Origin of the sequence: Streptomyces sp. TRM49041, from assembly GCF_008271805.1 — a bacterium.
Lineage (GTDB): Bacteria > Actinomycetota > Actinomycetes > Streptomycetales > Streptomycetaceae > Streptomyces.
Genome location: NZ_VSRY01000152.1, coordinates 320449 through 347201, shown reverse-complemented (window position 1 = coordinate 347201; position 26753 = coordinate 320449). Strand labels below are relative to the sequence as shown.

Annotated in this window: 25 protein-coding genes and 1 riboswitch; of the genes, 17 read left to right on the top strand and 8 right to left on the bottom strand. The window is 73.6% G+C overall.

Annotated features, from left to right (window positions below; all coding sequences use genetic code 11):
• Window positions 1-48: 48 nt before the first annotated feature.
• Window positions 49-1395, bottom strand: coding sequence for a glycosyltransferase family 4 protein (locus tag FVS66_RS24680; RefSeq protein ID WP_149183379.1), 1347 nt, complete (start codon window positions 1393-1395; stop codon window positions 49-51).
• A 216-nt stretch (window positions 1396-1611) separates the two neighbouring features.
• On the opposite strand from FVS66_RS24680, the gene FVS66_RS24675 reads away from it, so the two are divergent.
• Window positions 1612-2199, top strand: a complete 588-nt coding sequence (locus tag FVS66_RS24675) for a TetR family transcriptional regulator (RefSeq protein ID WP_149183378.1) — start codon at window positions 1612-1614, stop codon at window positions 2197-2199.
• Between the two features lie 55 nt (window positions 2200-2254).
• On the opposite strand, the gene FVS66_RS24670 is transcribed toward FVS66_RS24675, so the two are convergent.
• Both FVS66_RS24670 and FVS66_RS24665 read right to left on the bottom strand, forming a co-directional pair.
• Window positions 2255-2485 carry a ferredoxin gene (locus tag FVS66_RS24670; RefSeq protein WP_149183377.1) on the bottom strand — a complete coding sequence of 77 codons (231 nt, stop codon included), beginning with the start codon at window positions 2483-2485 and terminating at the stop codon, window positions 2255-2257.
• Window positions 2485-3945: an aldehyde dehydrogenase gene (locus tag FVS66_RS24665; protein WP_149183376.1), complete on the bottom strand. Its 1461-nt coding sequence runs from the start codon at window positions 3943-3945 to the stop codon at window positions 2485-2487. The genes FVS66_RS24670 and FVS66_RS24665 overlap by 1 nt, the downstream gene beginning before the upstream one ends.
• 115 nt (window positions 3946-4060) lie before the next feature.
• Between FVS66_RS24665 and FVS66_RS24660 the strand changes: the two genes are divergently transcribed.
• The 7 genes from FVS66_RS24660 (at window position 4061) to FVS66_RS24630 (ending at window position 12077) form a co-directional block, all read left to right on the top strand.
• Window positions 4061-5176 carry an MBL fold metallo-hydrolase gene (locus tag FVS66_RS24660; RefSeq protein ID WP_149183375.1) on the top strand — a complete coding sequence of 372 codons (1116 nt, stop codon included), beginning with the start codon at window positions 4061-4063 and terminating at the stop codon, window positions 5174-5176.
• 164 nt (window positions 5177-5340) lie between these two features.
• Window positions 5341-5410: riboswitch (cobalamin riboswitch) on the top strand.
• Window positions 5411-5535: 125 nt separating this feature from the next.
• Window positions 5536-6828, top strand: a complete 1293-nt coding sequence (locus FVS66_RS24655; RefSeq protein WP_149183374.1) for a prenyltransferase/squalene oxidase repeat-containing protein — start codon at window positions 5536-5538, stop codon at window positions 6826-6828.
• 101 nt (window positions 6829-6929) lie between these two features.
• Window positions 6930-7580, top strand: coding sequence for an SCO2322 family protein (locus FVS66_RS24650; RefSeq protein ID WP_316248211.1), 651 nt, complete (start codon window positions 6930-6932; stop codon window positions 7578-7580).
• Window positions 7577-8677 carry a CbiQ family ECF transporter T component gene (locus FVS66_RS24645; RefSeq protein ID WP_149183373.1) on the top strand — a complete coding sequence of 367 codons (1101 nt, stop codon included), beginning with the start codon at window positions 7577-7579 and terminating at the stop codon, window positions 8675-8677. Before FVS66_RS24650 ends, FVS66_RS24645 begins: the two co-directional genes overlap by 4 nt.
• A gap of 10 nt (window positions 8678-8687) precedes the next feature.
• On the top strand, window positions 8688-10490 hold the full coding sequence (locus FVS66_RS24640; RefSeq protein ID WP_149183372.1) for an ABC transporter ATP-binding protein: 1803 nt from the start codon (window positions 8688-8690) through the stop codon (window positions 10488-10490).
• Window positions 10487-11422, top strand: coding sequence for an ECF transporter S component (locus FVS66_RS24635; protein ID WP_149183371.1), 936 nt, complete (start codon window positions 10487-10489; stop codon window positions 11420-11422). The genes FVS66_RS24640 and FVS66_RS24635 overlap by 4 nt, the downstream gene beginning before the upstream one ends.
• 244 nt (window positions 11423-11666) lie before the next feature.
• The gene (locus FVS66_RS24630; protein WP_149183370.1) at window positions 11667-12077 is read left to right on the top strand and encodes a transglycosylase SLT domain-containing protein; all 411 of its coding nucleotides are present in this window, start codon (window positions 11667-11669) and stop codon (window positions 12075-12077) included.
• Window positions 12078-12154: 77 nt separating this feature from the next.
• On the opposite strand, the gene FVS66_RS24625 is transcribed toward FVS66_RS24630, so the two are convergent.
• Window positions 12155-13324: a steroid 3-ketoacyl-CoA thiolase gene (locus FVS66_RS24625; RefSeq protein WP_149183369.1), complete on the bottom strand. Its 1170-nt coding sequence runs from the start codon at window positions 13322-13324 to the stop codon at window positions 12155-12157.
• A gap of 235 nt (window positions 13325-13559) precedes the next feature.
• Here FVS66_RS24625 and FVS66_RS24620 point away from each other — a divergent pair, with 235 nt between their 5' ends.
• From FVS66_RS24620 to FVS66_RS24610, 3 genes are all read left to right on the top strand, one after another.
• Window positions 13560-14834: a cytochrome P450 gene (locus FVS66_RS24620; RefSeq protein ID WP_149183368.1), complete on the top strand. Its 1275-nt coding sequence runs from the start codon at window positions 13560-13562 to the stop codon at window positions 14832-14834.
• Between the two features lie 27 nt (window positions 14835-14861).
• The gene (locus tag FVS66_RS24615) at window positions 14862-15545 is read left to right on the top strand and encodes an O-methyltransferase (RefSeq protein ID WP_149183367.1); all 684 of its coding nucleotides are present in this window, start codon (window positions 14862-14864) and stop codon (window positions 15543-15545) included.
• Between the two features lie 88 nt (window positions 15546-15633).
• Window positions 15634-16107 carry a GNAT family N-acetyltransferase gene (locus tag FVS66_RS24610; RefSeq protein ID WP_149183442.1) on the top strand — a complete coding sequence of 158 codons (474 nt, stop codon included), beginning with the start codon at window positions 15634-15636 and terminating at the stop codon, window positions 16105-16107.
• A 234-nt stretch (window positions 16108-16341) separates the two neighbouring features.
• Here the strand turns inward: FVS66_RS24610 and FVS66_RS24605 are convergent, their stop codons facing one another.
• Window positions 16342-18387, bottom strand: coding sequence for an MFS transporter (locus FVS66_RS24605; protein ID WP_149183366.1), 2046 nt, complete (start codon window positions 18385-18387; stop codon window positions 16342-16344).
• A gap of 360 nt (window positions 18388-18747) precedes the next feature.
• On the opposite strand from FVS66_RS24605, the gene FVS66_RS24600 reads away from it, so the two are divergent.
• Together FVS66_RS24600 and FVS66_RS24595 are read left to right on the top strand one after the other, a co-directional pair.
• Window positions 18748-19458: a peptidoglycan-binding domain-containing protein gene (locus FVS66_RS24600; protein ID WP_222946976.1), complete on the top strand. Its 711-nt coding sequence runs from the start codon at window positions 18748-18750 to the stop codon at window positions 19456-19458.
• Between the two features lie 426 nt (window positions 19459-19884).
• Window positions 19885-20553 carry an HAD-IA family hydrolase gene (locus tag FVS66_RS24595; RefSeq protein ID WP_149183364.1) on the top strand — a complete coding sequence of 223 codons (669 nt, stop codon included), beginning with the start codon at window positions 19885-19887 and terminating at the stop codon, window positions 20551-20553.
• 28 nt (window positions 20554-20581) lie between these two features.
• On the opposite strand, the gene FVS66_RS24590 is transcribed toward FVS66_RS24595, so the two are convergent.
• Both FVS66_RS24590 and FVS66_RS24585 read right to left on the bottom strand, forming a co-directional pair.
• A complete protein-coding gene (locus tag FVS66_RS24590) occupies window positions 20582-21166 on the bottom strand; it encodes a TMEM165/GDT1 family protein (protein WP_149183363.1) in 585 nt (194 codons plus the stop codon).
• Between the two features lie 244 nt (window positions 21167-21410).
• Window positions 21411-22157, bottom strand: a complete 747-nt coding sequence (locus tag FVS66_RS24585) for an ABC transporter permease (RefSeq protein WP_149183362.1) — start codon at window positions 22155-22157, stop codon at window positions 21411-21413.
• A 187-nt stretch (window positions 22158-22344) separates the two neighbouring features.
• Between FVS66_RS24585 and FVS66_RS24580 the strand changes: the two genes are divergently transcribed.
• The 4 genes from FVS66_RS24580 (at window position 22345) to FVS66_RS24565 (ending at window position 26479) form a co-directional block, all read left to right on the top strand.
• Entirely contained in the window at window positions 22345-23001 is a 657-nt protein-coding gene (locus FVS66_RS24580) for an HNH endonuclease family protein (RefSeq protein ID WP_149183361.1), read from the top strand.
• A gap of 108 nt (window positions 23002-23109) precedes the next feature.
• The gene (locus FVS66_RS24575; RefSeq protein ID WP_149183360.1) at window positions 23110-24861 is read left to right on the top strand and encodes an alkaline phosphatase D family protein; all 1752 of its coding nucleotides are present in this window, start codon (window positions 23110-23112) and stop codon (window positions 24859-24861) included.
• A gap of 442 nt (window positions 24862-25303) precedes the next feature.
• A complete protein-coding gene (locus tag FVS66_RS24570; protein ID WP_149183441.1) occupies window positions 25304-25747 on the top strand; it encodes a DoxX family protein in 444 nt (147 codons plus the stop codon).
• A 120-nt stretch (window positions 25748-25867) separates the two neighbouring features.
• The gene (locus FVS66_RS24565; protein WP_149183359.1) at window positions 25868-26479 is read left to right on the top strand and encodes a VTT domain-containing protein; all 612 of its coding nucleotides are present in this window, start codon (window positions 25868-25870) and stop codon (window positions 26477-26479) included.
• On the opposite strand, the gene FVS66_RS24560 is transcribed toward FVS66_RS24565, so the two are convergent.
• On the bottom strand, window positions 26445-26687 hold the full coding sequence (locus tag FVS66_RS24560) for a DUF2277 domain-containing protein (protein WP_149183358.1): 243 nt from the start codon (window positions 26685-26687) through the stop codon (window positions 26445-26447). The genes FVS66_RS24565 and FVS66_RS24560 overlap by 35 nt on opposite strands.
• Window positions 26688-26753 lie beyond the last annotated feature (66 nt).

The following is a 26753-nucleotide window of genomic DNA, read 5'->3' as shown; positions in this document are numbered from 1 at the left end:
TGCTTTCACGGTCCGTGGAGAGGGACGGGGTTGCGAGGGGGGTGGTCGTCATCGGCGTGCTCCCCGGGCGGCGATGGCCTCGCGGTAGCGGTCGGCCGTGCCCTGGGCGGCGCGGGCCCAGGTGAACCGGTCCAGGACCCGGGCGCGGCCAGCGGCGCCGAGCCGGGCGCGCAGTTCCTCGCCCCCGGTGCCCAGCAGGCGGCCCAGCGCCACGGCCAGGGCGCCGGCGTCGCCGGGCGGGACGGCCAGGCAGGTCTCGCCGTCCGGCCCCGCGACCTCCGGTATGGCGCCGCCCGTCGTGGCGACGAGGGGCGTGCCGGTGGCCATGGCCTCGGCGGCGGGCAGCGAGAACCCCTCGTACAGGGACGGTACGCAGGCGACCTGGGCGCCGCGGACGAGGTCGACGAGCTCGGTGTCGCTGATGCCCTTGACGAACTGGACGGCGCCGTCGAGCCCGTACCGTTCGATGGCGCGGGCGACGGGGCCGTCCTCGGCGCGCCGGCCGACGACGACGAGATGGGCGTCGGGGACCTCGGTGCGCAGCTTGGCGAGCGCCTCTATGAGGTACACGAGGCCCTTGAGGGGGACGTCGGCGCTGGACGTGGTCACGATCCGGCCGGGCACCTCGGCGACCGCCGGGCCGGGCGACCACAGGTCGGTGTCGGCGCCGATGGGGACGACATGGACGCGCTCGGGGCGTACGCCGAGGTGGTCGACGATCTCCTGACGGGACGAGCCGGAGACGGTGACGACGGAGGGCAGGCGGCGGGCGACGCGCTTCTGCATGCGTGTGAACGCGTACCAGCGGCGCACGGAGGCGCGGCGCTTCCAGCTCGTCGCGGCGTCCAGCTCCAGCTGCCGGTCGACGGTGATCGGGTGGTGGATCGTGGTGACGAGGGGTGCGCCGAGCGGCGCCAGCAGGCCGTAGCCGAGGGTCTGGTTGTCGTGGACGACGTCGAAGTCGCCCCGGCGGGCCGCGAGGAGACGGCGGGCGCGCAGGGAGAAGGTGAGCGGCTCGGGGAAGCCGCCGGTCCACATGGTGGCGACCTCCAGGGCGTCGACCCAGTCGCGGTACTCCCCGCGCCCGGGGGTGCGGAACGGGTCGGGCTGCCGGTAGAGGTCGAGGCTGGGCAGCTCGGTGAGCGTGACTCCCCCGGACTCCGTCCGGGAGGTGCCCCCACCGCCGACCGTGTCGAGGACGGGGTACGGCTGGGAGCCGATCACCTCGACGCTGTGCCCGAGCCGGGCGAGTTCGCGGGAGAGGTGGCGTACGTAGACGCCCTGTCCGCCGCAGAACGGGTTGCCCTTGTACGTGAGGAGGGCGATGCGCAGCGGGCGCTCGCCGGTGGCTGCCGTGCCCGCACGGGGGCCTGTCGCTATGGCCTCAGCGGTCACTCGCGGCCCCTTCCATCCCTGCGTTTCGGCGGAGCGTAACCGGTCGCGCTAATCTAGAACAAGTTTCAGAGTTGATCGTTCTTGATCGCGCGGAGGAGCATCGAATCTACCGGCAGGTAGCGCGGCTGTAAGGGCCGGAGCAGGTGATTCGCGCCACGGCGGAGGCCCGGCCATACTGACGCGCACCACAGGTACGGCACGTAACGACGGGGACCTATGAGAGTGGAAGGCAGGCCGGGCTCGCCGCCCCTGACCGAACGGCAGGAGGCGCGGCGCCGCCGTATCCTCCACGCCAGCGCGCAGCTGGCGAGCCGCGGTGGCTTCGACGCGGTCCAGATGCGGGAGGTCGCGGAGGCGGCCGAGGTCGCGCTGGGCACGCTGTACCGGTACTTCCCCTCCAAGGTCCATCTGCTGGTCGCGACCATGCAGGACCAGCTGGACGGCCTCCACTCGACGCTGCGCAAACGGCCCCCGGCCGGGGAGACGGCGGCGGAGCGGGTCGCCGAGACGCTGATGCGGGCGTTCCGCGCCCTGCAGCGGGAGCCGCAGCTGGCGGACGCGATGGTCAGGGCGCTGACGTTCGCCGACCGGAGCGTGAGCGCGGAGGTGGACACCGTCTCGCGGCAGACCACGGCGATCATCCTGGACGCGATGGGTCTGGAGCACCCGACGCCGGAGCAGTTGTCCGCCGTCCGGGTGATCGAGCACACCTGGCACTCGGCACTGATCACCTGGCTGTCGGGGCGGGCGTCGATCGCCCAGGTCAGGGTCGACATCGAGACGGCCTGCCGGCTGATCGACTGAACGACTGAACCCCCGGCGACATCCCCTGAACGCGGGCGGCACTGACGCGGCCGCGTCAGTCGGCCGGGAAGACGACTTGGCCGGTGCCGTGCAGCGTGATCGTGATCGCCTCCACGGGGCAGCCCTCCGCCGCCGCCAGGACACGGGCGTCCGGGTCCGTCTCGGCGGGCCGGGGCCGGGACTGGCGGGCGGTGTCCAGGGCGAAGCCGTCGGGCGCGTGGTGGACGCACATGCCGGAGCCGATGCAGAGGGCCCGGTCGACCTCGATGTGCCAGCGGTCGCCCATCACTCCACCCCGTGCCCGGCCGGGAGGTGGATCGTCTTGTGCTCCAGGTACTCGCCGTACCCCTCGGGGCCGAACTCGCGGCCGAGGCCGGAGTTCTTGTAGCCGCCGAACGGGCCGAGCATGTCCAGACTGAACGTGTTGACGTTGAACGAGCCGGTCCTGACATGGCGCGCGAAGTCGATGCCGTGCTCGGTGTCGGACGTCCACACGCTGCCGCTCAGGCCGTACTCCGAGTCGTTCGCGATGCGCAGCGCCTCGGCCTCGTCGCCGTACGGGAGGAGGCAGACGACCGGGCCGAAGATCTCCTCGCGGGCGATCCGCATGCCGTTGTCGACGCCGCCGAAGAGGGTCGGCTCGACGTACCAGCCGCGCTCCAGGCCCGGTGGGCGGCCGCCGCCCGTGAGGAGCTCGGCGCCCTCCTTCCGGCCGATACCGATGTAGTCGAGGGCGCGCCGCTGCTGGCGGTGGGCGACGAGCGGGCCGACCTGGGTGGCGGGGTCCAGCGGGTCGCCGACGACGAGGGCGGAGGCCGCGGCCGTGAACGCCTCGGCCGTCTCGTCGTACCGCGAGCGGGGTACGAGGACGCGGGTCTGGGCCACGCACGCCTGGCCGTTGTTCATCCAGGCGTTCGGCACGATCCCGGCGACCGCCGCCTCCAGGTCCGCGTCGGGCAGCAGCACGGCGGCCGACTTGCCGCCGAGCTCCAGGGTGACCCGGGTGAGGTTGCGGGACGCGACCTCCATGACGCGCCTGCCGGCCGCGACGGAGCCGGTGAACGACACCTTGTCGACGCCCGGGTGCCCGACCAGGTACTCGCCGGTCTCGCGGCCCGCCGGGAGGATCGACAGGACGCCTTCCGGGAGCCCCGCCTCCTGGACGATCTCCGCGAGGATGTACGCGTCGAGCGGGGTCTCCGGCGCCGGCTTCAGCACGGCCGTGCATCCGGCGAGCAGCGCGGGCGCGAGCTTCGCGGCGGCGGTGAACTGCGGGACGTTCCACGGCACGATCGCCGCGGCCACGCCGACCGGTTCCCGGCGCACGAGGATCGGGCCGAGGATGCCGGTGCGCCGGGTCTCGTACGGGAAGTCACGGGCGACGGTGATCGCCGCCTCCCACACCAGGGTCGAGGCGAGCGCCTGGCCCATGACGCTGAAGGAGTACGGGGAGCCGTTCTGCGCGCTGATGGAGCGGGCGATCTCCTCGTACCGGGCAGCGACGCCGTCCTTGATCCGGGTGACGACCGCGATCCGCTCGTCCAGCGGCAGCCGCGGCCACGGCCCCTCGTCGAAGGCGCGGCGCGCGGCGGCGACGGCGCGGTCGACGTCCGCGCGGGAGGCGTGCGGCACTCGGCCGACGACCTCCTCGGAGTGCGGCGAGACCACCTCGATGACCTCGTCGCCGACGGGTTCGGCGAACCTCCCTCCGACGAACAGGGTGCCGTGCTCCACCAGTCCGGCCATGGCCGCCGCCTCCGAGTCCCCACAGTTTCTGACGCCTTATCAGAACTGATACCAGTTCTAGTTATAGTGGGCAATGGCCGTGAACCGCAGTACCTCCCGGGGGAGATGAGCGCTCATGACGACCGACCACGGCGGAGGCGTGTGGAGCGTCGCCGTCCCCATCCCGGACAATCCACTCGGCCACACCCTCGTCCACGTCGTCGACACCGACCGCGGCCCCGTCCTCGTCGACACCGGCTGGGACGACCCCGCCTCCTGGGACGCCCTCACCGCGGGACTCACCGCGCTCGGCACCTCCGTCGCGGACGTCCACGGCGTCGTCGTCACACACCACCACCCCGACCACCACGGCCTGTGCGGCCGCGTCCGCGAGGCGTCCGGCGCGTGGATCGCCCTCCACCCGGCCGACACCGCCGTCGTACGCCGCACCCGGTCCGCACCGGCGGGCGCCTGGCTCGGCTACCTGGCCGAGAAACTGGCCGCCGCGGGCGCGCCGGACTCCCACACAGCCCCGCTCCGCACATCCCCCGGACCCTCGGCCGCGCCCAAGCAGGGGGAACCCCCGCGCGCGGCCGACCGCACCGACCCGCTGCCCTGGACGCGGCCCGCACTGCCCGACCGCGACATCGTCCCGGGCGAGCTCCTCGACCTGCCGGGCCGCCGACTGCGCGCGGTCTGGACGCCCGGCCACACCCCCGGCCATGTCTGCCTGCACCTGGAGGAGGAGCACCCGGCCGGGCGGCCCGGCCACGGGCGGCTGTTCTCCGGTGACCACCTGCTGCCCGGCATCACCCCGCACATCGGCCTGTACGAGGACCCCGACGACGAGGGGGAGGGCAGCGACCCACCCGCGAGCTCCCGACCTCGCTCGGGCAGGGGGGACCCCCTCGGCGACTACCTCGACTCCCTGGAGCGGATCGGCCGCCTCGGGGTCGCCGAGGTGCTCCCCGCCCACCAGCACGCCTTCCCCGGCGCCGCCGCCCGCGTCCGGGAGCTCCTCGCCCACCACGAGGCCCGCCTGACCGCCCTGCTCGCCCTCCTCGCCGCCGCGCCGCTCACCCCCTGGCAGCTCGCCGAGCGCATGGAGTGGAACCGCCCCTGGGTCGACATCCCGTACGGCTCCCGCAACATCGCCGTCGCCGAGGCCGAGGCCCATCTGCGGCACCTGGTGAGGCGCGGCCTCGCCGAACCCGCCCCGGGCGGCGCCCCGGTGGCGTACCGGGCGGTCTGACCCGGCCCTGCGCACAGCCCACACCCGGCCCCGCACCCGGCCCGCCGCACCGCCCGGTACGTCACGACCCGCCACCGGCCGCCGAGCCGGGACCGGGGGTGGGCCCTCGGGAGCACCAGGTGACCCGCGGGTAGAGTGTGCCCGTCGCTTCATGCCCGTACGGGGGGAAGCCGGTGCAAATCCGGCGCTGACCCGCAGCCGTGAGCCACCGTTCCCGTGGCGAGCCGGAATGCCTCGTACCAGGTCGTGACCGGCTCGCGTCACCGGGACCCGCCCAGTGACCGGCACCGTCGAGGAGTACGGAGCCGAGCCTGGTGCCTCCGCGCGCCGGTGCCCGGCCCGGAGGAGAGGCACCCGCCATGACCACAGTTCGCCGCGGCGCCACTGCGCTCACCGCCACCGCCGTGCTGCTCGTGGGCGGCGCCGGAGCTTTCGCCCCCGCCGCTCACGCCGTCCGCGCCGCCCAGTCGCCCACGCCCTCGCCGTCCGCCCCGGCTCTCCCGGCCGGCCTGTACGGCACCAAGGACCCCACATACGACGGTGTCTGGCGGCAGTCGCTGGCCTTCATGGCCCAGCAGGTGTCCGGTGTCGAGCCCGCCGAGGAGGCCGTCGCCTGGCTCCTCGGCCAGCAGTGCGACAACGGCGCCTTCCCGTCCTACCGCGCCGACACCGCCGAGCCGTGCCCGGCGGACCTCCCCCTCGACGTCAACGCCACCGCCGTCGCCCTCCAGGCCCTCAAGGGCGTCGACAGCCACGAGGAGCGCACCGACAAGGCCAGGGAGGACGCCCTGGACTGGCTCAAGGGAGCACAGAACGAGGACGGCGGCTGGGGCTACAACCCAGGCTCCCCCAGCGACGCCAACTCCACGTCCCTCGTCATCAGCTCCCTCGCCGGCGTCGGCGAGGAGCCCGGCTCGGTGACGACGGCCGGCGGAAAGAGCCCGTACGACGCGCTGCTCACGTTCGCGCTGCCCTGCTCCGCCCCCGTCGGCGGCGGCGCCTTCGCCTACCAGCCCGAGAAGGACGGCACCCTCCGGGCCAACGACGACGCCACCGCGGCCGCCGTACTCGCCGGGCTCGGCAAGCACATGCTCGTCCGCGGCGTCACCCCGAACCAGAAGCCCACCTGCGAGGACACTCCCAAGCCGACCGCCGAGCGGGCCGCCCGCAACGGCGCCGCCCATCTGGCCGCCGCCCTGGCGAAGACCGGCCACCTCAACCTGCCGCCCATGCCCGGCTCCGCCGCGCCCGCCGACCAGCCCGACATCGGCAACACCGCGGACGCCGTCCTCGCCCTCTCGGCCGCCGGCCACGGCGAGGAGGCGGCCGGAGCCGTGGCGTGGCTGCGCGACAACTCCGCCGCCTGGGCCAAGGAGGGCGGCCCCGCCGCGTACGCCCAGCTGGTCCTCGCCGGCCACACCGCGGGGATCGACACCCGCGACTTCGGCGGCGCCGACCTCGTCGAGCAGCTCAACGCGACCGGGCCGGAGCCCGCGTCGACGCCGGAGTCCCGGGAGAAGGAGAAGGCGGAGCAGCAGGAGGCGCAGGAGGACTCCGGCTTCCCCGTGTGGCTGATCGTCGCCGTGTTCCTGGTCGCCGGCATGGGCATCGGCTTCCTGCTGAGCGGCCGCGGCAAGAAGCAGCGGCCGTGACGCGTCCGGGTCCTGGTGCGCGCACTCGTCCGCGCATCCGTCCGCGCACTCGTCCGCGCACCCGTCCGCGCGCTCTCCGGTCGCTGGTCGGGGCCTTCGTCGTGGTGTTCACCGCCCTGGGTGCCGCCGCTCCCGCACACGCGGCCGGATACCGCTACTGGTCCTTCTGGGAGAGCGGCGGGAGCGGCGACACCTGGACCTACGCCACACAGGGCCCCGCCACCGCCCGGCCCGCCGACGGCGACGTCCACGGCTACCGCTTCGCGGTGAGCACCGACAGCCAGGACGCCGACCGGCCCCGCCGGGCGCCCGACTTCGCCGCGGTCTGCGCGGACACGCCCGCGAAGGACGGCACCAAGCGGGTCGCGGTCGTCCTGGACTTCGGCACCCCGTCCGACGCGCCCGACGGCGAGACCCCGCCCGCGCAGCGCACCGCGTGCGCCCGGGTACGTCCCGACGCGACGGGCGCGGAGGCACTCGCCGCCGTCGCGGCGCCGCTGCGCTACAACAGCCAGGCTCTGCTGTGCGCGATCGCGGGCTACCCGGAGAAGGGCTGCGGGGAGCAGGCGGAGGAGAAGAGGACGGCGGAGCCGCAGCCGTCCGAGCCGCCGAACCAGGCGACGGCCCGGGCGGGCTCCGGTACGGACGAGGGGGGCGGCCCGTCCCTGGGTCTCCTGGGCGGAGCCGCCGCCGTGCTCGCCCTGGGCGCCGCCGCACTGGTCCAGGTCGCCCGCCGGCGCGGAAACCGATGAGGCTGCGCGCCCCCGAGGCGCACCGCTCCAACGCCGTGCACGCGGGCGCCTGGTGGCTGTGGGCCCTGGGCCTGGCCGTCGCCGCGTCCCGCACCACCAACCCGCTGCTGCTCGGCCTGGTCGTCGGGGTCGCCGGGTACGTGGTGGCGGCGCGCCGGACGGACGCGCCGTGGGCCCGCTCGTACGGCGCGTTCCTGAAGCTGGGGCTGGCCGTGCTGGTGATCCGGCTGGTGTTCTCGACGGTGCTGGGCTCGCCGATCCCCGGTACGCACCCGCTGTTCACGCTGCCCGAGGTGCCGCTGCCGGAGTGGGCGCGGGGGGTACGGATCGGCGGCCGGGTGACGGTCGAACAGCTGGTGTTCGCGCTGTACGACGGGTTGAAGCTGGCCACGCTGCTGGCGTGCGTGGGCGCCGCGAACGCGCTCGCCAACCCGGCGCGGCTGCTCAAGTCGCTGCCGGGCGCGCTGTACGAGGCCGGTGTGGCCGTGGTGGTGGCCATGACGTTCGCGCCGAACCTGGTCGCCGACGTGGCGCGGCTGCGGACCGCGCGACGGCTGCGGGGGCGGCCGACGGGCGGGGTGCGGGCGGTGCTGCAGATCGGGCTGCCGGTCCTGGAGGGCGCGTTGGAGAGATCGGTCGCGGTGGCCGCGTCCATGGACGCGCGCGGGTACGGGCGTACGGCGGCCGTACCCGCCGGGGTGCGGCACACGACGACGGTCCTGACCCTGGGCGGGCTGCTGGGCGTGTGCGCCGGTACATACGGGCTGCTGGCGGTGGAGGGCGCGGCGTACGGCGTGCCGCTGCTGGCCGCCGGGCTCGTGGCGGCGCTGGCGGGGCTGTGGCTGGGCGGCCGGCGGACGCCGCGTACCCGGCACCGGCCCGACCGGTGGGGGACGCGGACATGGCTGGTGGCGGGGTCCGGGGTCGCGGTGGCGGCGCTGATGGTCTGGGCGTCGACCGGTCCGGCCGCGGAGGCCCTGCGCCCCGGGGTGACGCCCCTGGTGGCGCCGGAACTTCCCGTGTGGCCTGCGCTGTCCGTCCTGCTGGGCCTGGCACCGGCGTTCGTCGCCCCCGTACCCCCGTCCCATGGCCGTTGAGGAGTGACTGGTGATCCGGTTCGAGAACGTCACGGTGACGTACGAGGACGCCGCCGCGCCGACCGTGCGCGATGTGGACCTGACGGTCCCGGAGGGCGAACTGGTCCTGCTGGTCGGCCCGTCCGGGGTCGGCAAGTCGACTCTGCTGGGCGCGGTGTCGGGGCTCGTGCCGCACTTCACGGGCGGCACGCTGCGGGGCCGCGTGACGGTCGACGGGCGCGACACGCGCACGCACCGACCGCGTGAACTGGCGGACGTGGTGGGGACGGTGGGCCAGGACCCGTCGGCGCACTTCGTCACGGACGTGGTGGAGGACGAACTCGCCTACGGCATGGAGTCCCTGGGCCTGCCGCCCGAGGTGATGCGGCGCCGTGTCGAGGAGACCCTGGACCTCCTGGGCCTCGCCGACCTGCGCGACCGCCCCATCGCGACCCTGTCCGGCGGCCAGCGCCAGCGCGTCGCCATCGGCTCGGTCCTCACCCCGCACCCGAAGGTCCTCGTCCTGGACGAGCCCACGTCCGCCCTGGACCCGGCGGCCGCCGAGGAGGTCCTGGCCGTGCTGCAGCGCCTGGTCCACGACCTGGGCACGACGATCCTGCTGGCCGAGCACCGCCTGGAACGCGTGGTCCAGTACGCCGACCGCGTGGCCCTGCTACCCGCCTCGGGCGTTCCCCTGCTGGTGGGCCCCCCGGCGGAGGTGATGCGGGTCTCCCCGGTCCACCCGCCGGTGGTGGCCCTCTCCCGCCTGGCCGGCTGGACCCCACCGGCCCTCACGGTCCGGGACGCCCGCCGCTTGGCGGCCCCGCTGCGGGAACGGCTGGCGGACCGCGCACCGGCCCCCGCGGGGGTGCGGACGGGGGCGGGGGAGGCAGAAAGAGACCGGCATGGCTCCTCGCCCTCCGACGAGACCAGCGGTGACTCGGCCCACAACGAGTCCACCGGCGCGCGGCGATCGTGGTGGCCGTTCGGGCGGCGGGACGGGAGCTGGAGGGGCCTGTCCGGGCAGCCGAGGCCGGGGGCGGCGGAACGGGACCCCGTCCGGGACGCGGCGCACCATGGCGGCGGGCAGGTTGTCGACGTCAGCGGGCTCGCCGTGCGGCGCGGCCGGGTGGAGGCTCTGCGGGGCGTCGACCTCACCGTGCGGGGCGGGGAGACCGTCGCGCTCATGGGGCGGAACGGCGCCGGCAAGTCCACTCTGCTCGGCGCGCTGGTCGGCATGGTCGAGCCGGCGTCCGGCCGGGTCCTCGTCGGCGGCCGTCCCCCGGCCCGCACGGCGCCGGGTGACCTGATCCGCCAGGTGGGCCTGGTCCCCCAGGAGCCGCGCGACCTCCTCTACGCCGACACCGTCGCCACCGAGTGCACCGCCGCCGACACCGACGCGTCCGCCACCCCCGGCACCTGCCGCGCCCTGGTCGCCGCTCTGCTCCCGGGCGTACCGGACGACACACACCCCCGGGACCTGTCGGAGGGCCAGCGCCTCGCCCTCGCCCTGGCCGTCGTGCTGACCGGACGCCCGAGGCTGCTCCTGCTCGACGAGCCGACCCGGGGCCTGGACTACGCGGCGAAGGCCCGGCTCGTCGAGGTGCTGCGGGGCCTCGCGGCGGAGGGCCACGCCATCGTCATGGCCACGCACGACGTGGAGCTGGCGGCGGAGCTGGCGCACCGGGTGGTGATCCTGGCCGACGGGGAGGTCGTCGCGGACGGCCCGACGCACGAGGTCGTGGTGTCGTCCCCGGCGTTCGCCCCGCAGGTGGCGAAGGTGCTGGCGCCCCAGCCGTGGCTGACCGTCGCGCAGGTGGAGGCGGCGCTGTGACGGCGGCCCGCCCGATACGGCTGGGCCCCCGGTCGGTCACCGCCCTGGTCCTCGTCACCGCGATCGGGGTGGTCGCGTTCGGCTGGCCGCTGCTGGCGGACAGCGCGTCCGGTCTGGCGGAGGCGCACGCGGGCGTCGCGCCGTGGCTGTTCGCGGCGCTGCTGCCACTGCTCGTGGGCGTGGTCGTGGCGACGATCGCCGACTCGGGCATGGACGCCAAGGCGGTGGCGATGCTGGGCGTGCTGGCCGCCGTCGGCGCGGCGCTGCGGCCGCTGGGTGCGGGGACGGCGGGCCTGGAGCCGATGTTCTTCCTGATGGTATTGAGCGGCCGGGTCCTCGGCCCGGGCTTCGGTTTCGTCCTCGGGGCGGTGACGATCTTCGCGTCGGCGCTGCTGACGGGCGGGGTGGGCCCGTGGATGCCGTTCCAGATGCTGTCGATGGGCTGGTTCTCGCTGGGCGCTGGGCTGCTGCCGGGGCCGGAGAGGCTCCGGGGCCGTGGTGAGCTGCTGATGCTGGCGGCGTACGGAGCGGTGGCGGCGCTCGCGTACGGGACGGCCATGAACCTCCAGGGCTGGGTGACGCTGCAGGGCCTGAGCAGCGGTATCGCGTTCCACCCCGGCGACCCCCTGCCCGAGAACCTCGTCCGGTTCGCGGCGTACTGCCTGGCCACGTCGATGGGCTGGGACCTGGGCCGTGCGGCCCTCACCGTGGTGCTGACGCTGACCATCGGATCGACGGTTCTGAAGGCGCTTCGGCGCGCGACTCGGCGGGCCGCGTTCGAGGCCCAGGTCACATTCGAAGGCACCCAAAAGCCGCATAAGCCCCATTCGCTGGTGAGGCGCCCCACAGGACGCAGGTCACATACGAAGCCGCATAGTGGGCGCCGGGGCCTGTGCGGGACCGACCGGTCTCCCCGTGGCGACCTGCACTGACCCAAGCCCGCCGGACGCCGCCGCCACGCCCCTTTCTCCGGCCTCGCCTCGTACAAGGGGGCGTTGCCAGGGCGGCGGTGCCCTGCTTTTGTGGACGACGTCGCAGGGCAACGACGGAAGCGACCGCCTCGCGGTTCCGCCGAAGTGCCCCTGGTGCGCCACTTCCCGAGACCCCGGGTGACCCCGGGCCTTGGTTCCGGCATGCCTGCGACGCCCCCTTGTTCCCGACGTGAGGTGCTCTTACGTGTTCCGCTCCATCTCCAGCCGTCTGTCCGTCCGCCGCAACAAGTCCGCCGTCGCCGCCGCAGCCGTGCTGCTGGGCGCCTCCGGTGCGGTGATGGCCGTGACGGCCCCGGCCTCGGCCGCGCCGAACGACGCGCGGGCCGTCGCCAAGAAGATGGTCCCGGCAGGCCAGTTCAAGTGCTTCAGCAACATCATCGAGCGCGAGTCGGGCTGGGACCACACCGCCACCAACGCCTCGTCCGGCGCGTACGGCCTGGTGCAGGCCCTGCCGGCCTCGAAGATGTCGTCGGCGGGCTCGGACTGGAAGACCAACCCGGCCACCCAGATCGAGTGGGGCCTGGACTACATGAACGACCGCTACGGCAGCCCGTGCGAGGCCTGGTCGTTCTGGCAGGCCAACCACTGGTACTGAGCCGAACCATGAGGTGAAGGGCCCCGGGAGGTTCACTCCCCGGGGCCCTTCACCGTGCCCGGGTCCCTCGCAGCCCCCTACAGCCGCTGGATGATCGTCCCCGTCGCCAGCGCCCCGCCCGCGCACATGGTGATCAGGGCGAACTCCCCGTCCCGCCGCTCCAGCTCGTGCAGCGCCGTGGCGATGAGCCGCGCGCCGGTCGCACCGACGGGGTGGCCGAGCGCGATGGCGCCGCCGTTCACGTTCACCTTGTCGAGGTCCTGGTCGAAGACCTGCGCCCAGCTGAGGACGACCGCCCCGAACGCCTCGTTGACCTCCACGACGTCGATGTCCCGCAGCGACATCCCGGCCTTGCCGAGGACCGCCCGGGTGGCGTCGACGGGCCCGTCGAGGTGGAAGTGCGGGTCTGTGCCGACGAGGGCCTGGGCGACGATCCGGGCGCGCGGCCTGAGTTTCAGGGCGCGTGCCATGCGCTTGGACGCCCACATGAGGGCGGCGGCGCCGTCGGAGATCTGGGAGGAGTTGCCGGCGGTGTGGACGGCGGTCGGCATGACCGGCTTGAGCCCGGCGAGGGCGTCCATGCCGGTGTCGCGGAACCCCTCGTCGCGGTCGACGAGCCGCCACATACCCTGACCGGCTTCCTGCTCGGCCTCGGTCGTCGGGACCTGCACCGCGAACGTCTCACGCTTGAAGCGCTCCTCGGCCCAGGCGGTGGCGGCGCGCTGCTGGGAGAGCAGCCCGAGGGCGTCGACGTGTTCGCGGGTGAGGCCGCGGTGGCGGGCGATGCGCTCGGCGGCCTGGAACTGGTTGGGCAGGTCGACGTTCCACTCGTCGGGGAAGGGTTTGCCGGGGCCGTGCTTGGAGCCGCTGCCGAGCGGTACGCGCGACATGGACTCGACGCCGCAGCTGATGCCGACGTCGATGACGCCCGAGGAGATCATGTTGGCGACCATATGGGCGGCCTGCTGCGAGGAGCCGCACTGGCAGTCGACGCTGGTGGCGGCGGTCTCGTACGGGAGTCCCATGGCGAGCCAGGCGGTGCGGGCGGGGTTCATGGACTGCTCGCCGGCGTGGGTGACCGTGCCGCCGACGATCTGTTCGACACAGTCGGCGGGGATGCCCGCGCGGCCCAGGATTTCGCGGTACGTCTCGCCCAGCAGGTAGGCCGGGTGGAGGTTGGCGAGCGCGCCGCCGCGCTTGCCGATGGGGGTGCGTACGGCTTCGACGATCACGGGTTCCGCGGCCATGGGCTGGTCCTCTCCTCGCGCCCGCGGGGCGTCCCGGCGCCCGGGCGGGAGCGGCACTGGGGGGATAACCGGAACTGGTACGCGTTCTAGTTACCTTTCAGTCTGCGGACCATTACCCGTGGTACGCAAGGGCCTTGCACGTTGCGGCGGCCCTCACTACCTTGCGGGCAACTCCTGACGGGCCGTCAGAGCGCGGGTGACCCCGTCGGAGCCCGAGCCAGCCATGGAGCCGCCGATGTCCTGCCCCCGTCTCCCCCAGGGCCACCTGCCCACGGACTTCGACTTCACCGACCCCGACCTCCTCCAGGCCCGGGTCCCCCACCCGGAGTTCGCCGAGGCGCGGCGGACCGCGCCGGTCCAGTGGTGCCCGCAGCCGCGCGGCATCGCCGGGTTCGAGGACGAGGGGTACTGGGCGGTGACCCGGCACGCCGACGTCAAGTACGTGTCGACGCACCCGGAGCTGTTCTCGTCGTCCGCCAACACCGCGATCATCCGCTTCAACGAGTCCATCCACCGCGACCAGATCGACGCCCAGCGGATGATCATGCTCAACATGGACCCGCCCGAACACACCCGGGTCCGCCAGATCGTCCAGCGCGGCTTCACCCCCCGGGCGATACGGTCCCTGGAGGGCGCCCTGCGCAGCCGGGCCCGCGCGATCGTGGAGGCGGCCGTCGAAGCGTCGGACCGGGCGGACGGCGACGGCACCTTCGACTTCGTCACGAACATCTCCGTCGAACTCCCCCTCCAGGCCATCGCCGAACTCGTCGGCGTCCCCCAGCACGACCGGGCGAAGATCTTCGACTGGTCCAACAAGATGGCCGCGTACGACGACCCCGAGTACGCGCTCACCGAGGAGGTCAGCACCGAGGCGGCCATGGAGATCGTCGCCTACGCGATGAACCTCGCCGACGCGCGCAAGCGGTGCCCCGCCCAGGACATCGTGTCGCAGCTGGTCGCCGCCGAGGACGAGGGGAACCTCTCCAACGACGAGTTCGGCTTCTTCGTGATCCTGCTGGCCGTCGCGGGCAACGAGACCACCCGCAACGCCATCAGCCACGGCATGCACGCCTTCCTCACCCATCCCGACCAGTGGGAGCTGTACAAACGGGAACGCCCCGGCACCGCCGCCGAGGAGATCGTCCGCTGGGCCACCCCGATCGTCTCCTTCCAGCGCACCGCGACCCGCGACCTGGAGCTGGCCGGGCAGCGGATCAGCGCCGGCGACCGCGTCGGCGTCTTCTACTCCTCCGCCAACCACGACCCGGCCGTCTTCACCGACCCCGAGCGGTTCGACATCACCCGCGACCCCAACCCGCACCTCGGATTCGGCGGCGGCGGACCGCACTTCTGCCTCGGCAAGTCCCTCGCCGTCCTGGAGATCGACCTGATCTTCCAGGCGATCGCCGACGCCCTTCCCGATCTGCGGCTGGCGGAGGAGCCGCGCCGCCTCCGCTCGGCATGGATCAACGGCATCAAGGAACTTCGGGTCAGCCGCGCCGCACGTTGACGGCGAATGTCGACTACGTTCCTGACCATGACTCAGGACACCCAGAACCAGAACCGTTGGGACGCCGTCGACGCGTACGTCACCGACCTGCTGGCCCCCGCCGACGAGGCGCTGACCGCCGCGCTCGCCGCCAGCGACGAGGCCGGGCTGCCGCAGATCGCCGTGGCCCCCAACCAGGGCAAGCTGCTGCACCTGCTGGCCCGCATCCAGGGCGCCCGCGCCATCCTGGAGATCGGCACGCTCGGCGGCTACAGCTCCATCTGGCTGGCCCGGGCCCTGCCGGAGGACGGCAGGCTGGTCTCGCTGGAGTACGACCCCGCGCACGCCGAGATCGCCCGCCTCAACCTCGCCCGGGCGGGCCTCGACACCGTCGCCGAGGTGCGCACCGGCGCCGCGCTCGACACCCTGCCGAAACTGGAGGCCGAGGGCTCGGGCCCCTTCGACCTCGTCTTCATCGACGCGGACAAGCGGAACAACCCGCGTTACGTGGAGTGGGCGCTGCGCCTGACCCGGCCCGGCAGCGTGATCATCGTGGACAACGTGGTGCGCGGCGGCACGGTACTCGACACGGACACCGCCGACGAGGCGACCGTCGGCACCCGTGAGATGTTCGACCTCGTCGCCCGCGACCCGCGGCTGGACGCGACGGCGTTCCAGACCGTCGGTGCGAAGGGCTACGACGGGATGCTCGTCGCCCGGGTGGTGTCCTGAGGGCATGACGACGGCGGACCGGGGCTCGGACAGCGGGCACACGGCCCGGGACACCGGCCGGGACGCGGGCTGGGACGCGGTCTGGGACATACGCCCCGAGCCGTACGACACCGCCGACGCGACCGCCCTGCGCCGCGACTACTACGACGAGGTGGCGAGCCGGTACTGGCGGCGCCCCGCCACCGCCGCCGAGATCGACGAGGGGCTGGCGGGCGACGGTGTCGAGGCCCTGACGCCGCCGACCGGGCGGTTCCTCGTCGGCAGGTACGACGGGAAGGCGGCCGCGTGCGGCGGCGTGCTGCTCCTGGACGCCGGGCGCGCCGAGCTGACCCGGGTCTACGTCCGCCCCGCGTTCCGCGGCAGCGGCGGCGCCGGGCGGCTGCTCGCCGCCCTGGAGGAGGCGGCCCGGGAGCTGGGCGCCCGGCGCACGGTGCTCAACACGCGCCTGGACCTGGTCGAGGCCCGCGCGCTGTACACGCGGCACGGCTACCGGGAGATCCCGGCCTACTGCACGGGCCCGTACATGGAGATCTGGTACGGCAAGGAGCTGGCCGGCCCTTGATCCCCGCCCCTAGGTCGTGTCCGGCGGATCATGTCTGGACCGCGGGGTCTGGCACGCGCATCTGCGGCGTTGTCGTCGGTTGCCGACTCCCCCAAGCTCTCGACTCCGCTCGAGCAGGGGGGACCCCCACGCATCGACGCCCTCCTCCGCCTTGCACCTGCACGCACCAGACCCCGCTCACCAGCAGGACGAGGGCACCCAGCTCGGATGTCGGCATGATCCGCCGGATACTCCCTACAGGCGGTGGTCCGGCGGCGGCTCGGACGTCGGGCGCTCCCGGTCCGAGCCGCTCAGCTCGGCGGTCAGCTCCTCCACCAGTTTGATCAGGTCGGTCGGCCGGTCCGGCCCCCACCAGTCGCCGAGCAGCTCGGCCAGCGACTCCTCGCGGGCGTGCGCCAGCCGGGTCACCGCCTCCACGCCCTCGTCGGTGAGCATCAGCTGGAGGCCCTCCCGGCGGGCCAGACCCCGACCCTCCACCTGCCGGGTCGCCTCAGTGATCGCTCTGAGCGGCACGGGTGTGACGTCGGCGAGCAGCCCGGGCTCCACGGTGCCGTGCCGCCGGATGCGCAGCAGCAGCCAGCTGGAGGCGGGCAGCAGGTCGAGCCCGGCCAGGGCGGTGATCTTCTCGTACACGGCCTTGCGGCCCTCGCGGGACCCCAGCACGGACAGAGCGCGGACGCATTCGTCGTAAGAGGAACGCTGGACCGGGTTGGAGGCCAGGGTCTCGCTGGTGTCGGGCGCGGTGACGGAGCCGCGCAGGGGGTCCTCGCGCAGGAACCAGGCGATGACGAAGGCCAGTACGACGACGGGCGACGCGTACAGGAAGACGTCCGTGATGGAGGTGGAGTACGCGGAGAGCGCGGCCGGGCGCAGGTCCGGCGGCAGCTCGGCGATGGCGCGCGGATCGGCCGCGACGGCCTGGGCGTCGGCGCCCGGGGGGACGCCCTGACCGGCGAGGGCCTCGGTCAGTTCGCCGGTGAGGCGGCTGGTGAAGATCGTGCCGAAGACGGCGACGCCGAACGACGCGCCGATCGAGCGGAAGAAGGTGGCGCCGGAGGTGGCGACGCCCAGGTCCTCGTATCCGACGGAGTTCTGCGCGACGAGGACGAGGACCTGCATGACCAGGCCGAGGCCGGCACCGAAGACGAAGAAGGACAGACTCATCTCCCAGGTCGGGCTGGTCTGCTCCATCCGGTGGAGGAGCAGCAGCCCCACGGTGGTGACGGCGGTGCCCGCGATGGGGAAGACCTTCCACCGGCCGGTACGGCTGACGATCTGCCCGGACGCGGTGGAGGTGAGCAGCATGCCCAGCACCATCGGCAGCATGTGCACACCGGACATGGTGGGGGTGACGCGCTGCACCACCTGGAGGAACGTCGGCAGGTAGGTCATGGCGCCGAACATGGCGAAGCCGATGACGAAGCTGATGACGGAGACCAGCGTGAAGGTGCGGACCCGGAACAGCTTCAGCGGCAGCACCGGCTCGGCGGCGCGCCGCTCGGCGTACACGAACGCCACGAGCAGGACGGCACCGAGGACGGCGAGGCCGATGATGCGGGCGGAGCCCCAGGGCCAGGTGGTGCCGCCGAGGGACGCGACGAGGACGAGGCAGGTGGCGACCGAGGCGATGAGCAACGTGCCGAGGTAGTCGATGGTGTGGCGGGTGCCGTGGGCCGGGATGTGCAGAACGGCGGCGATCACGAAGAGCGCGACGATGCCGACGGGCAGATTGATGTAGAAGACCCAGCGCCAGGAGAGGTGCTCGGTGAAGACACCGCCGAGGAGTGGGCCGAGGACGCTGGTCGCGCCGAATACGGCGCCGAAGATTCCCTGGTACCTGCCCCGGTCACGGGGCGGGACGAGGTCGCCGACGATCGCCATGGACAGGACGATGAGCCCGCCGCCGCCCAGGCCCTGGACAGCGCGGTAGGCGATGAGCTGCGGCATGTCCTGCGCGACGCCGCAGAGCGCCGAGCCGAGCAGGAAGATCACGATGGCGGCCTGGAACAGCTTCTTGCGCCCGTACTGGTCACCGAGCTTGCCCCAGAGGGGGGTGGCCGCGGTGGAGGCGAGTAGGTACGCCGTGACGACCCAGGAGAGGTGGTCCATGCCGCCGAGCTCACTGACGATGGTCGGCAGGGCGGTCGAGACGATGGTCTGGTCGAGCGCCGCGAGCAGCATGCCGAGCAGCAGCGCCCCGATGGCCACGAGGACGGTGCGCCGGTTGTGCCCCGTGCCGGGGGCGGGACTGGTGGCCGGGGCACTGACTGGCCGTGTCATGGGCGCCTCCCTCGCTGTTTCCCCATCCATCGTGGGTGGTCTGGACCGTTATGGCCTGCTGAGCGAGATTCGAGCTGTTGGGAAGGTCACGCCGGGCCTGCATAATCGCTGCGAGTTCATGGGGGCGGAAACAAGTCAGCAAGACTCCAAGGGGAGGGACCCACAGTGGCCGGAATGGTCTGTCCTGAGTGCGGCACGCCCGCGACGCCGCAAGGCGCGGGCTGCGCCTGCGCCGGGGGCGCCGGGTCGGCAACCGGCGGTTTCGAGCCACTACGGATACGCCCGTACGTGAACCTCCAGGCCCCGGGCGGTACGCCGCCCATGCCCCCCGCGCCACCGGTACCGGCCCCGGTCCAGGGGATGCCGCTGCCCCCGGAGGCGGAGGCCGAGTCCACGGTGCGCCTGCACGTGGCGGACGCCACGGACCTGGCCGGCCCGCCGCCCCCGGACGTCACACTCGGGCCGCGCCGCTCCCGCCGCCGCGAGGACGTGCGGCGCCCGGCGGCCGCACGCAGGCCGGGCGCCGTGATCGGCGTCGCGGCGGCGGTCGTGGCGGTGGTCGGCACGGCGGCGTTGGCGAGCGGCCTGTTCGACACCGACGGCTCGGCGGACCGGCTCGCCCCGGACCCGAACCTGACGGCACCCCCGTGGCCGAGCGCCACCGCACCGCCGACCGCGACAACCACCGACGCCCCGTCCCAGCCCCCCTCGCCCTCGTCCTCCCCCTCCTCCTCGGCCCCCGCGAGCGCCTCCGCCTCCGAGTCCCGGGAGCCGGCGGCAACGACCCCCGCTCCCCCGGGCCAGCAGCCCACCCGCACCTTCAAGTCGGAGCCCCTCACGGCCAACGGCCCGACCCTCACCCGAGGCGACCGCGGCCAGCCCGTGTCGGACCTCCAGCACCGCCTCCGCGAACTGGGCCTGTACAGCGGCCCCATGCACGGCCGCTACGACAAGAACGTCGAGCAGTCCGTAGCCACCTACCAGGCCGACCGATCCATCACCGGCGACCCCCGAGGCACCTACGGCACCACGACCCGAGCCTCCCTGGAATCCGAAACCGTCGGCCGCTGACCACGGGCCGGGCCCGCCGCCTCATGCCCCACTGCGGGCCACCCTCCACCGGCGCCGGCCCGTTCCGGGCGGCCCCGCCGCCGGGCCGCACGCCCCATCCCACCCCACCCCGTCCCGTTGTGGGCAGTCGTTCCGCTGGGGCGGTGGCGGGTCCCCTGCTCCGGAGGTCCCCCCGAGGCGGCCATGAACGGCATCACAGCGGTCACCGGCCGGTGGTGGTGGGCACGGGGTCCCGGCGCGAGCCCCGTCCGGACGGCGGCCGCCCCGCCGCCGGGGGTCCCCGCGAGTACGACGCCACCCGATCCGGCGAGGGCCGGGTGGCGCTGCACCCCCTTCGTTTTGTATCGTGCAGAAACAAAGTGGTCCCGCCCGTACTCCCTGACCGGCGGGCGGGCCCACTTCGTACCCCCATCCCCTGGAGCGCCCATGACGGCCACCGCCCCATCCACCCTCACCGCGACCGCGCTGCTCCTCGACATGGACGGCACGCTCGTGAACTCCGACGCGGTGGTGGAGCGCTGCTGGCGCCGGTGGGCGGTGCGGCACGGCCTCGACCCGGAGGCGGCACTCAAGGTGGTGCACGGCCGCCAGGGCTACGCCACGATGGCCGCCCTCCTCCCCGACCGCCCCATGGAGCGGAACCTCGCCGAGAACCGCGAGCTCCTCGCCGAGGAGACCGCCGACCTCGACGGCGTCGTCGCGATCCCGGGCGCCCCTGAATTCCTGGCGGCGCTGGCCGCACTCCCGCACGCCCTCGTCACCTCGGCGGACGCCGCCCTCGCGCGGGCGCGAATGGGCGCGGCCGGGCTGAGGATGCCGGCGATACGGGTGACCGCCGAGTGCGTGAGCGCCAGCAAGCCGGACCCGGAGGGGTTCCTGAAGGGCGCGGCCGAGCTGGGCCATGCCCCGGCGGACTGCGTGGTGTTCGAGGACTCCGAGGCGGGTATCGCGGCCGGCCGGGCCGCCGGGATGCGCGTCGTGGGCGTCGGCCCGCGCGCGGCGGCGTTCGCGCCGGACGTGCACATACCGGACCTGACGCGGCTCCGTGTGGAGACGGCGCCCGACGGCACGGTCCGCCTCCGCGTAACACCCTGACGCGCGGCGCCCCGTTCTCACCCCACCGTCACCCGGCCAGCGCCTCGTACAGGCTGAACCCGGCAAGCGCCAGCATCAGACCGGCCGCGACCTTGGTGATGAGCCGGAGCGGCACGTACTTCATCAGCGTCCGCCCGCCCAGGATTCCCAGGCCGGCGACAGTCCAGAGCGCGAGGACCGCGCCGAGGCCGACGGACAGCGGGTCGTCGTAGCGGGCGGCGAGGTTCGCGGTCATGATCTGCGTCAGATCGCCGAACTCGGCGACGAGGATGAGCATGAAGCCCGCTCCGGAGACCTTCCAGAACGACTCGCCGGCCGGGGCCTTCAGCTTCTCGTCGTCCTCGTCGGTCTTCTTCAGCAGCAGCATCGCCGCCCCGGCCAGGAACAGCACGCCCACGAACGCCTGCACCAGCCGGTGCGGCAGCAGCGTCAGCACGCTGCCCGCGGCGACGGCGAGCGCGACATGGACGGCGAAAGCCGCGGCGACGCCCGCGAAGACGTAGGACGCGCGGTAGCGGGTGCCCAGCATCAGGCCGGCGAGGGCGGTCTTGTCGGGAAGTTCGGCGAGGAAGACGACACCGAAGGTGATCGCCGTGATGGTCAAGCTGAGCACGGGGTGGATTCCTCAATCGGTCGGGCTCCGCCGGTACCGAGAGACCTTCGCTCGACGCGCTTCGGGGGTCGCTTCGGCACGGCAGGGCCATGGATACATGGACTCTGCTGCTGCCGAAGGTCTCGCCGGCGGCTCCCTACGAGCGGGTTCCGCCTCCGGGCGCCGGCCGGGCACGAGGCCCAGCAGTATGTCGACGGTCCGGCGAAGAGCTACTCCCCTTCTGCTCCGTCCAGGGTACGCGACCTCAGCCGCCGGCCCCCTCCCGGTGCAGCCGCCCCCGCGCCACCAGCTCCAGCACCACCGCCACCGCGACCCCCTGCACCGCCATCAGCGCGACCAGCACGAACAGCTGCACCGCCCCGGCCTGCAGCGGTGACGCCCCGCCCAGCAGCATCCCCACGAACGCGCCCGGCAGTGTGACGAGCCCCACGGTCCTGGTCTGGTCGAGCCCCGGCAGCAGCGCGTCCGCCGCCGCCTCCCGGGCCACCTCGAGCCGGGCGTCCCGGTCGAGCAGCCCGAGTGCGAGCCCGGCCTCGACCTCGCCGTGCCGGGTGGCGAGCTCGTCCAGGGCGCGCCGCCCGCCGAGCACCGTCGCGGTGAGCGCCCCGCCGATGAGGATGCCCGTGACCGGGATCAGCGCGATTCCCTTGACCGGTACGAGTCCGGTGAGCACCAGCGCGGCGACGACCGGGACGACCCCGGCGGCGATGGGCGCGGCGGCCCACCACCACGTCCGGTTGCGGGTGATGCGGCGCCCGGCGGTCCGTACCGCCACCCCGTACATCAGCAGCAGGAACAGCAGCAGCAGCGGTACGGCGCGGACCACCCACCCGATGACCAGCGACACGGCCGCGAGTTGCACCGCGGCACGCAGCCCGGCGACGACGATCTCGCGCGGCGGGCGCAGCCGGGCGACGGCGGCGACGGTCGCCGCGGCGGCGAGCAGGACGGCGAGAACGGCACCGAAGGTGATGTCGACCGGCAGCAGCACACGCCAACCCTAGGGCGCCGCACGCCGCCTGCCGGGATGTCAGGGACGGACACAACCCTTGATGTGACGTGTCCATGTCGTCACTCTGTTACCTGGCGCCCATCCCCAGGCAACTTCGCGCCACCACGATGGCCGGGCGCCCGCAGGGGCGGTCCGGCCACCACCCCCACCTCTCCAGGGAGTTCGCATGTCCCGTGTCTACACGCGTCGACCGGCGCGCCGTATCGCCGCACTCGCCGCGACCGCGGCTCTGACGGTGACCGGCCTGCTGGTCACCGCCCCGGCGGCCCAGGCGTCCCCGCCCACCCCGGTCAGCGCCGCCACCGCCCGGTCGTACCTGAGCGGGCTCACGGTCGAGGCGGAAGGTTCCTCCACCGGCTACAGCCGGGACCTGTTCCCGCACTGGATCACCCAGTCCGGCCAGTGCAACACCCGCGAGGTGGTGCTGGAGCGCGACGGTGCCGACGTCGTCCAGGACGGCTACTGCCGCGCGGTGAGCGGCAGCTGGTACTCCGAGTTCGACGGCGCCACCTGGTACGCGGCGTCCGACGTCGACATCGACCACGTCGTCCCGCTGGCCGAGGCCTGGCGCTCGGGCGCGGACTCCTGGACGACGACGGACCGGCGCTCGTTCGCCAACGACCTGACCCGGCCTCAGCTCATCGCGGTCACCGACAACGTCAACCAGTCCAAGGGCGACAAGGACCCGGCCGAGTGGCTGCCCCCGCGCACCGCGTACCGCTGCACGTACGCCCGCATGTGGGTGCATGTGAAGTACCACTGGGACCTGTCGGTCGACTCGGCCGAGAAGAGCGCCCTGCAGTCCGTCCTGAACGGCTGCTGAACGACCGCCGAACCGCCACCGACCGCGGAACCGTCGCACCCCCCTCCGGCGTTCCGTACCGTACGGGTCTCGTACGGTACGAGCGGGGCGACGGAGGGGGACCGACTGATGGGCGCCGGACTGCGACTGGGGCCGCTGCTGAGGTACGTGGCGTGGCCGGACGGCACCGAGACCGCCGCCGGCGGGGGTACGTACGCCCCGGCGGCGACCGTCTGGATCGAGGCGGACCGGCCCGCCACCGCCGAGGTGCGCTGCGCCGACGGGTCCGGCGGCCGGGCCCGCACGTTCCAGATCGCCGGCCATCACTACGCGCTGGTCACGGTCACCGGCCTGACACCCGGCACGGCCACGGCGTACGAGGTGCTGCTCGACGGCCGTGGCGTGTGGCCGCTCCCGGATTCGCCCCACCCGCCGAGCACCATCACCGCACCCGGCACCCCGGCCCCCGGCACGCCCCACCCCCCGCTCCACGTCACCTTCGGCTCCTGCCGCTGGGCCGCCACCGGCGCGGACGGCAGACGACCGGCCGGGCCCGACGCCCTCGGCGCGCTCGCGGCCCGGCTGGCCGCCGACCCCGGGGCCGTACGCCCCGACGTACTGCTCCTGCTGGGCGACCAGGTGTACGCGGACAAGACGTCCAGGGAGACCAGGCGCTGGCTGGCAGCCCGCCGCGACCTGAGCGACCCTCCGGGAGCACAGGTCGGGGACTACGAGGAGTACACCCGCCTCTACTACGAATCGTGGCTCGACCCCGAGGTCCGCTGGCTGCTCTCCACGGTGCCCAGCCTGATGATCTTCGACGACCACGACGTCATCGACGACTGGAACACGAGCGCGGCCTGGCTGTCCGAGATGCGCGCCACCCCGTGGTGGCGCGAACGCCTGCTCAGCGGCCTGATGTCGTACTGGGTCCACCAGCACCTGGGCAACCTCTCCCCCGCCGAGCTGGCCGCCGACCCGCTGTACGCGCGCGTGTGCGCCGGCCCGGACGGCACGGAGGCACTGCGCCGGTTCGCCGCCGAGGCCGACGCCGACCCGTCCCGGACACGGTGGAGTTACCGGCGGGACCTGGGGCGGACCCGGCTGCTGATGGTGGACACCCGGGCGGGCCGTGTGCTGGACGAGCAGAAGCGCGCCATCCTCGGCGAGGAGGACGCGTTCTGGGTCCGCGAACAGGCGCTGACCGGCCGCGCGGACCGGGATCACCTGCTGATCGGCAGCTCACTGCCCTGGCTGCTGCCGCCCCTCGTGCACGACGCCGAACAGTGGAACGCCTCGCTGTGCCGGGGCGACCGGGGCGACCGCTGGGCCCGGGTGGGCGAGGTGCTGCGGCGCGGCTCGGACCTGGAGCACTGGGCGGCCTTCCCGGCGTCGTTCGCGTGGCTGACCCGACTGCTGACGGACGCGGCGGAGGGCCCGGACGCCCCGGCGACGGTGTCGGTGCTGTCGGGGGACGTACACCACGCGTACGTAGCGGAACCGGACGTGGCCCGGGACCGATGGGGAGGCCGCGCCGGGCGCGCCGGGCGGGTCCTCCAACTGACCTGCTCCCCCGTGCACCAGCGCATCCCGTACGCCCTGAGGCTCGGCTTCCGGTTCGGCTGGAGCCGCGCGGGCCGGTGGCTGGGCCGCGCACTGGCCCGGCACGCGCGCGTGGAGGCGCCGGAGAGCGGGTGGGCCAGGACGGGCGGGCCGTGGTTCGGCAACCAGCTGATGACGCTGACCCTGCACGGGCGCTCGGCGCGCCTGCGCCTCGAACAGGCACGGAGGGGTGGCGTGCTGGTGACCGCACATGAGCGGACGTGGACCGATGAACCGCCCCTTGAGCGGACCGACTGCGGCCTTGTGAACGAAATATAGGGTTCTTCTCCCAGGGCTTCGGCCAGAGGTTCGGCCATCCACCGGACTTCCAGAGCGAGATCCGGCCACTCGTGGCCTAAGGGTGGAGACGGTCTCCTACGAGGCGCCGCTGCGTCGTGGAGCCGAGGCCCAGGCACCATGGCCGACTTCCTGTCGACACCGGGGCCTGGACGCCATGCCCCGCCCCTTGCCATCTGACGGCCCGTCAAGTTACCTCTCAATCAGGGTTGTTCGCTTTCCGTGTGCCGACCCAGAGGTTCCACTGAGTCACGCCTGCCCGCACCCCGCCCGGGGGTGGACGGCGGGTTCAAGAGGGGCGGCGACACCCTCCGTTTTCCCTCGAACGGCCGAATGTTGAACTTGCAAGCATCTAGAAGGCATGCCTAACGTGGAGCCTCATCGGTTCCGTCCCCAGCCGAAGGAGAGCCCCCACATGTCCGGAATCACCAGTCGCCTCCAGCAGTCCCAGCCCTACGCGCTGGGCCTGTTCCGTGTCGTCGTCGGCCTGCTGTTCCTCAGCCACGGCGCCGCGAAGCTGTTCGGAGTGCTCGGCGGTGCCGACGGCAGCGGGGCCACGGTCCCGTCGGGCACCTGGCCGTTCTGGTACGCGGCCGTGATCGAGCTCGTCGGCGGGGCGCTCGTCCTGGTCGGCCTGGGCACCCGCACCGCCGCGTTCGTCTCGTCCGGCGCCATGGCGTACGCGTACTTCAAGATGCACCAGCCGGAGGGTCTCTTCCCGATACAGAACGGCGGCGAGGCGGCGGCCCTGTTCAGCTGGGCGATGCTGTTGCTGATCTTCACCGGCCCGGGCGCACTGGCGCTGGACGGCCTGTTCAAGTCGCGTGAGCCGGAGACCGCCCGGAGCCGCACGACAGTGGCGGCGTAATCGGTCCGCACACCCCGCACGGGAGGGCACGAGGCGACCGGCCTCGTGCCCTCCGTGTTCCCCGAAGGCGCGTGAGGCGTACGCTGTTCCGCGTTCTCAGGGGCGAAACGGGGAGTCAAGGTGCTGGAGAGCGTGGGGTGGCTGGCCGGGAGCCCCTGGATCTATGCCGCGGTGGCCGTCTCGGTGGTGCTGGATGTGTTCGTCCCGGTCCTGCCCAGCGGCGTCCTGGTGATCACGGCCGCCACGGCGGTGACCGCGGCGACGGCGACGGCCACGCCGGGCAGCGTCTCGCTCGTCACGCTGGCCCTGTGTGCGGCCTCCGCCTCGGTGCTCGGCGATCTGGTCGCGTACCGCCTGGCCTGGCGCGGCGGCGCCCGCCTGGACCGGGCCATCGCCCGCTCGCGCCGCCTGACCACCGCGCAGGAACGTCTCGGCACGGCCCTGGGCCGCGGGGGCGGCGCGCTCGTGATCATCGCCCGGTTCGCCCCGGCGGGGCGGTCCGTGGTGTCGCTGGGCGCCGGGGCGGCACGGCGCAGGGCCCGGGAGTTCGTCCCGTGGTCGGTCCTGGCGGGGGTGGCCTGGGCCTCGTACAGCGTGGGCCTGGGCTACTTCGGGGGCCAGTGGCTGGGCGCGACGTGGTTCAGCGCGGCGGTGTCGGTGCTGGCACTGTTCCTGGCCGGGAGCCTCGCGGCGTACGTCATGCGCCGCCCGACCCCGGCACCGGCTTCCTGATCCCTCGCACCTCCGGCCCCTCGAGGAGCTGCCGGATCGCCTCGGCGACCTCCGCCACGGCACGCTCGAACACCTCCCGGTTGTGCGCGGCCGGCGCGCGGAAGCCGGAGACCTTGCGTACGTACTGGAGGGCGGCGGCGTGGATGTCGTCCTCGGTGGCCTCCTCGGGCAGCGCGGGCGGGCGGAGGGTCTTGATACTGCGGCACATACCGTTCCTCGCGTCTCGGGTCTCGGGGCGGCCGAGCGGTTCCTCACCGCCCAGGATGCACCGTCC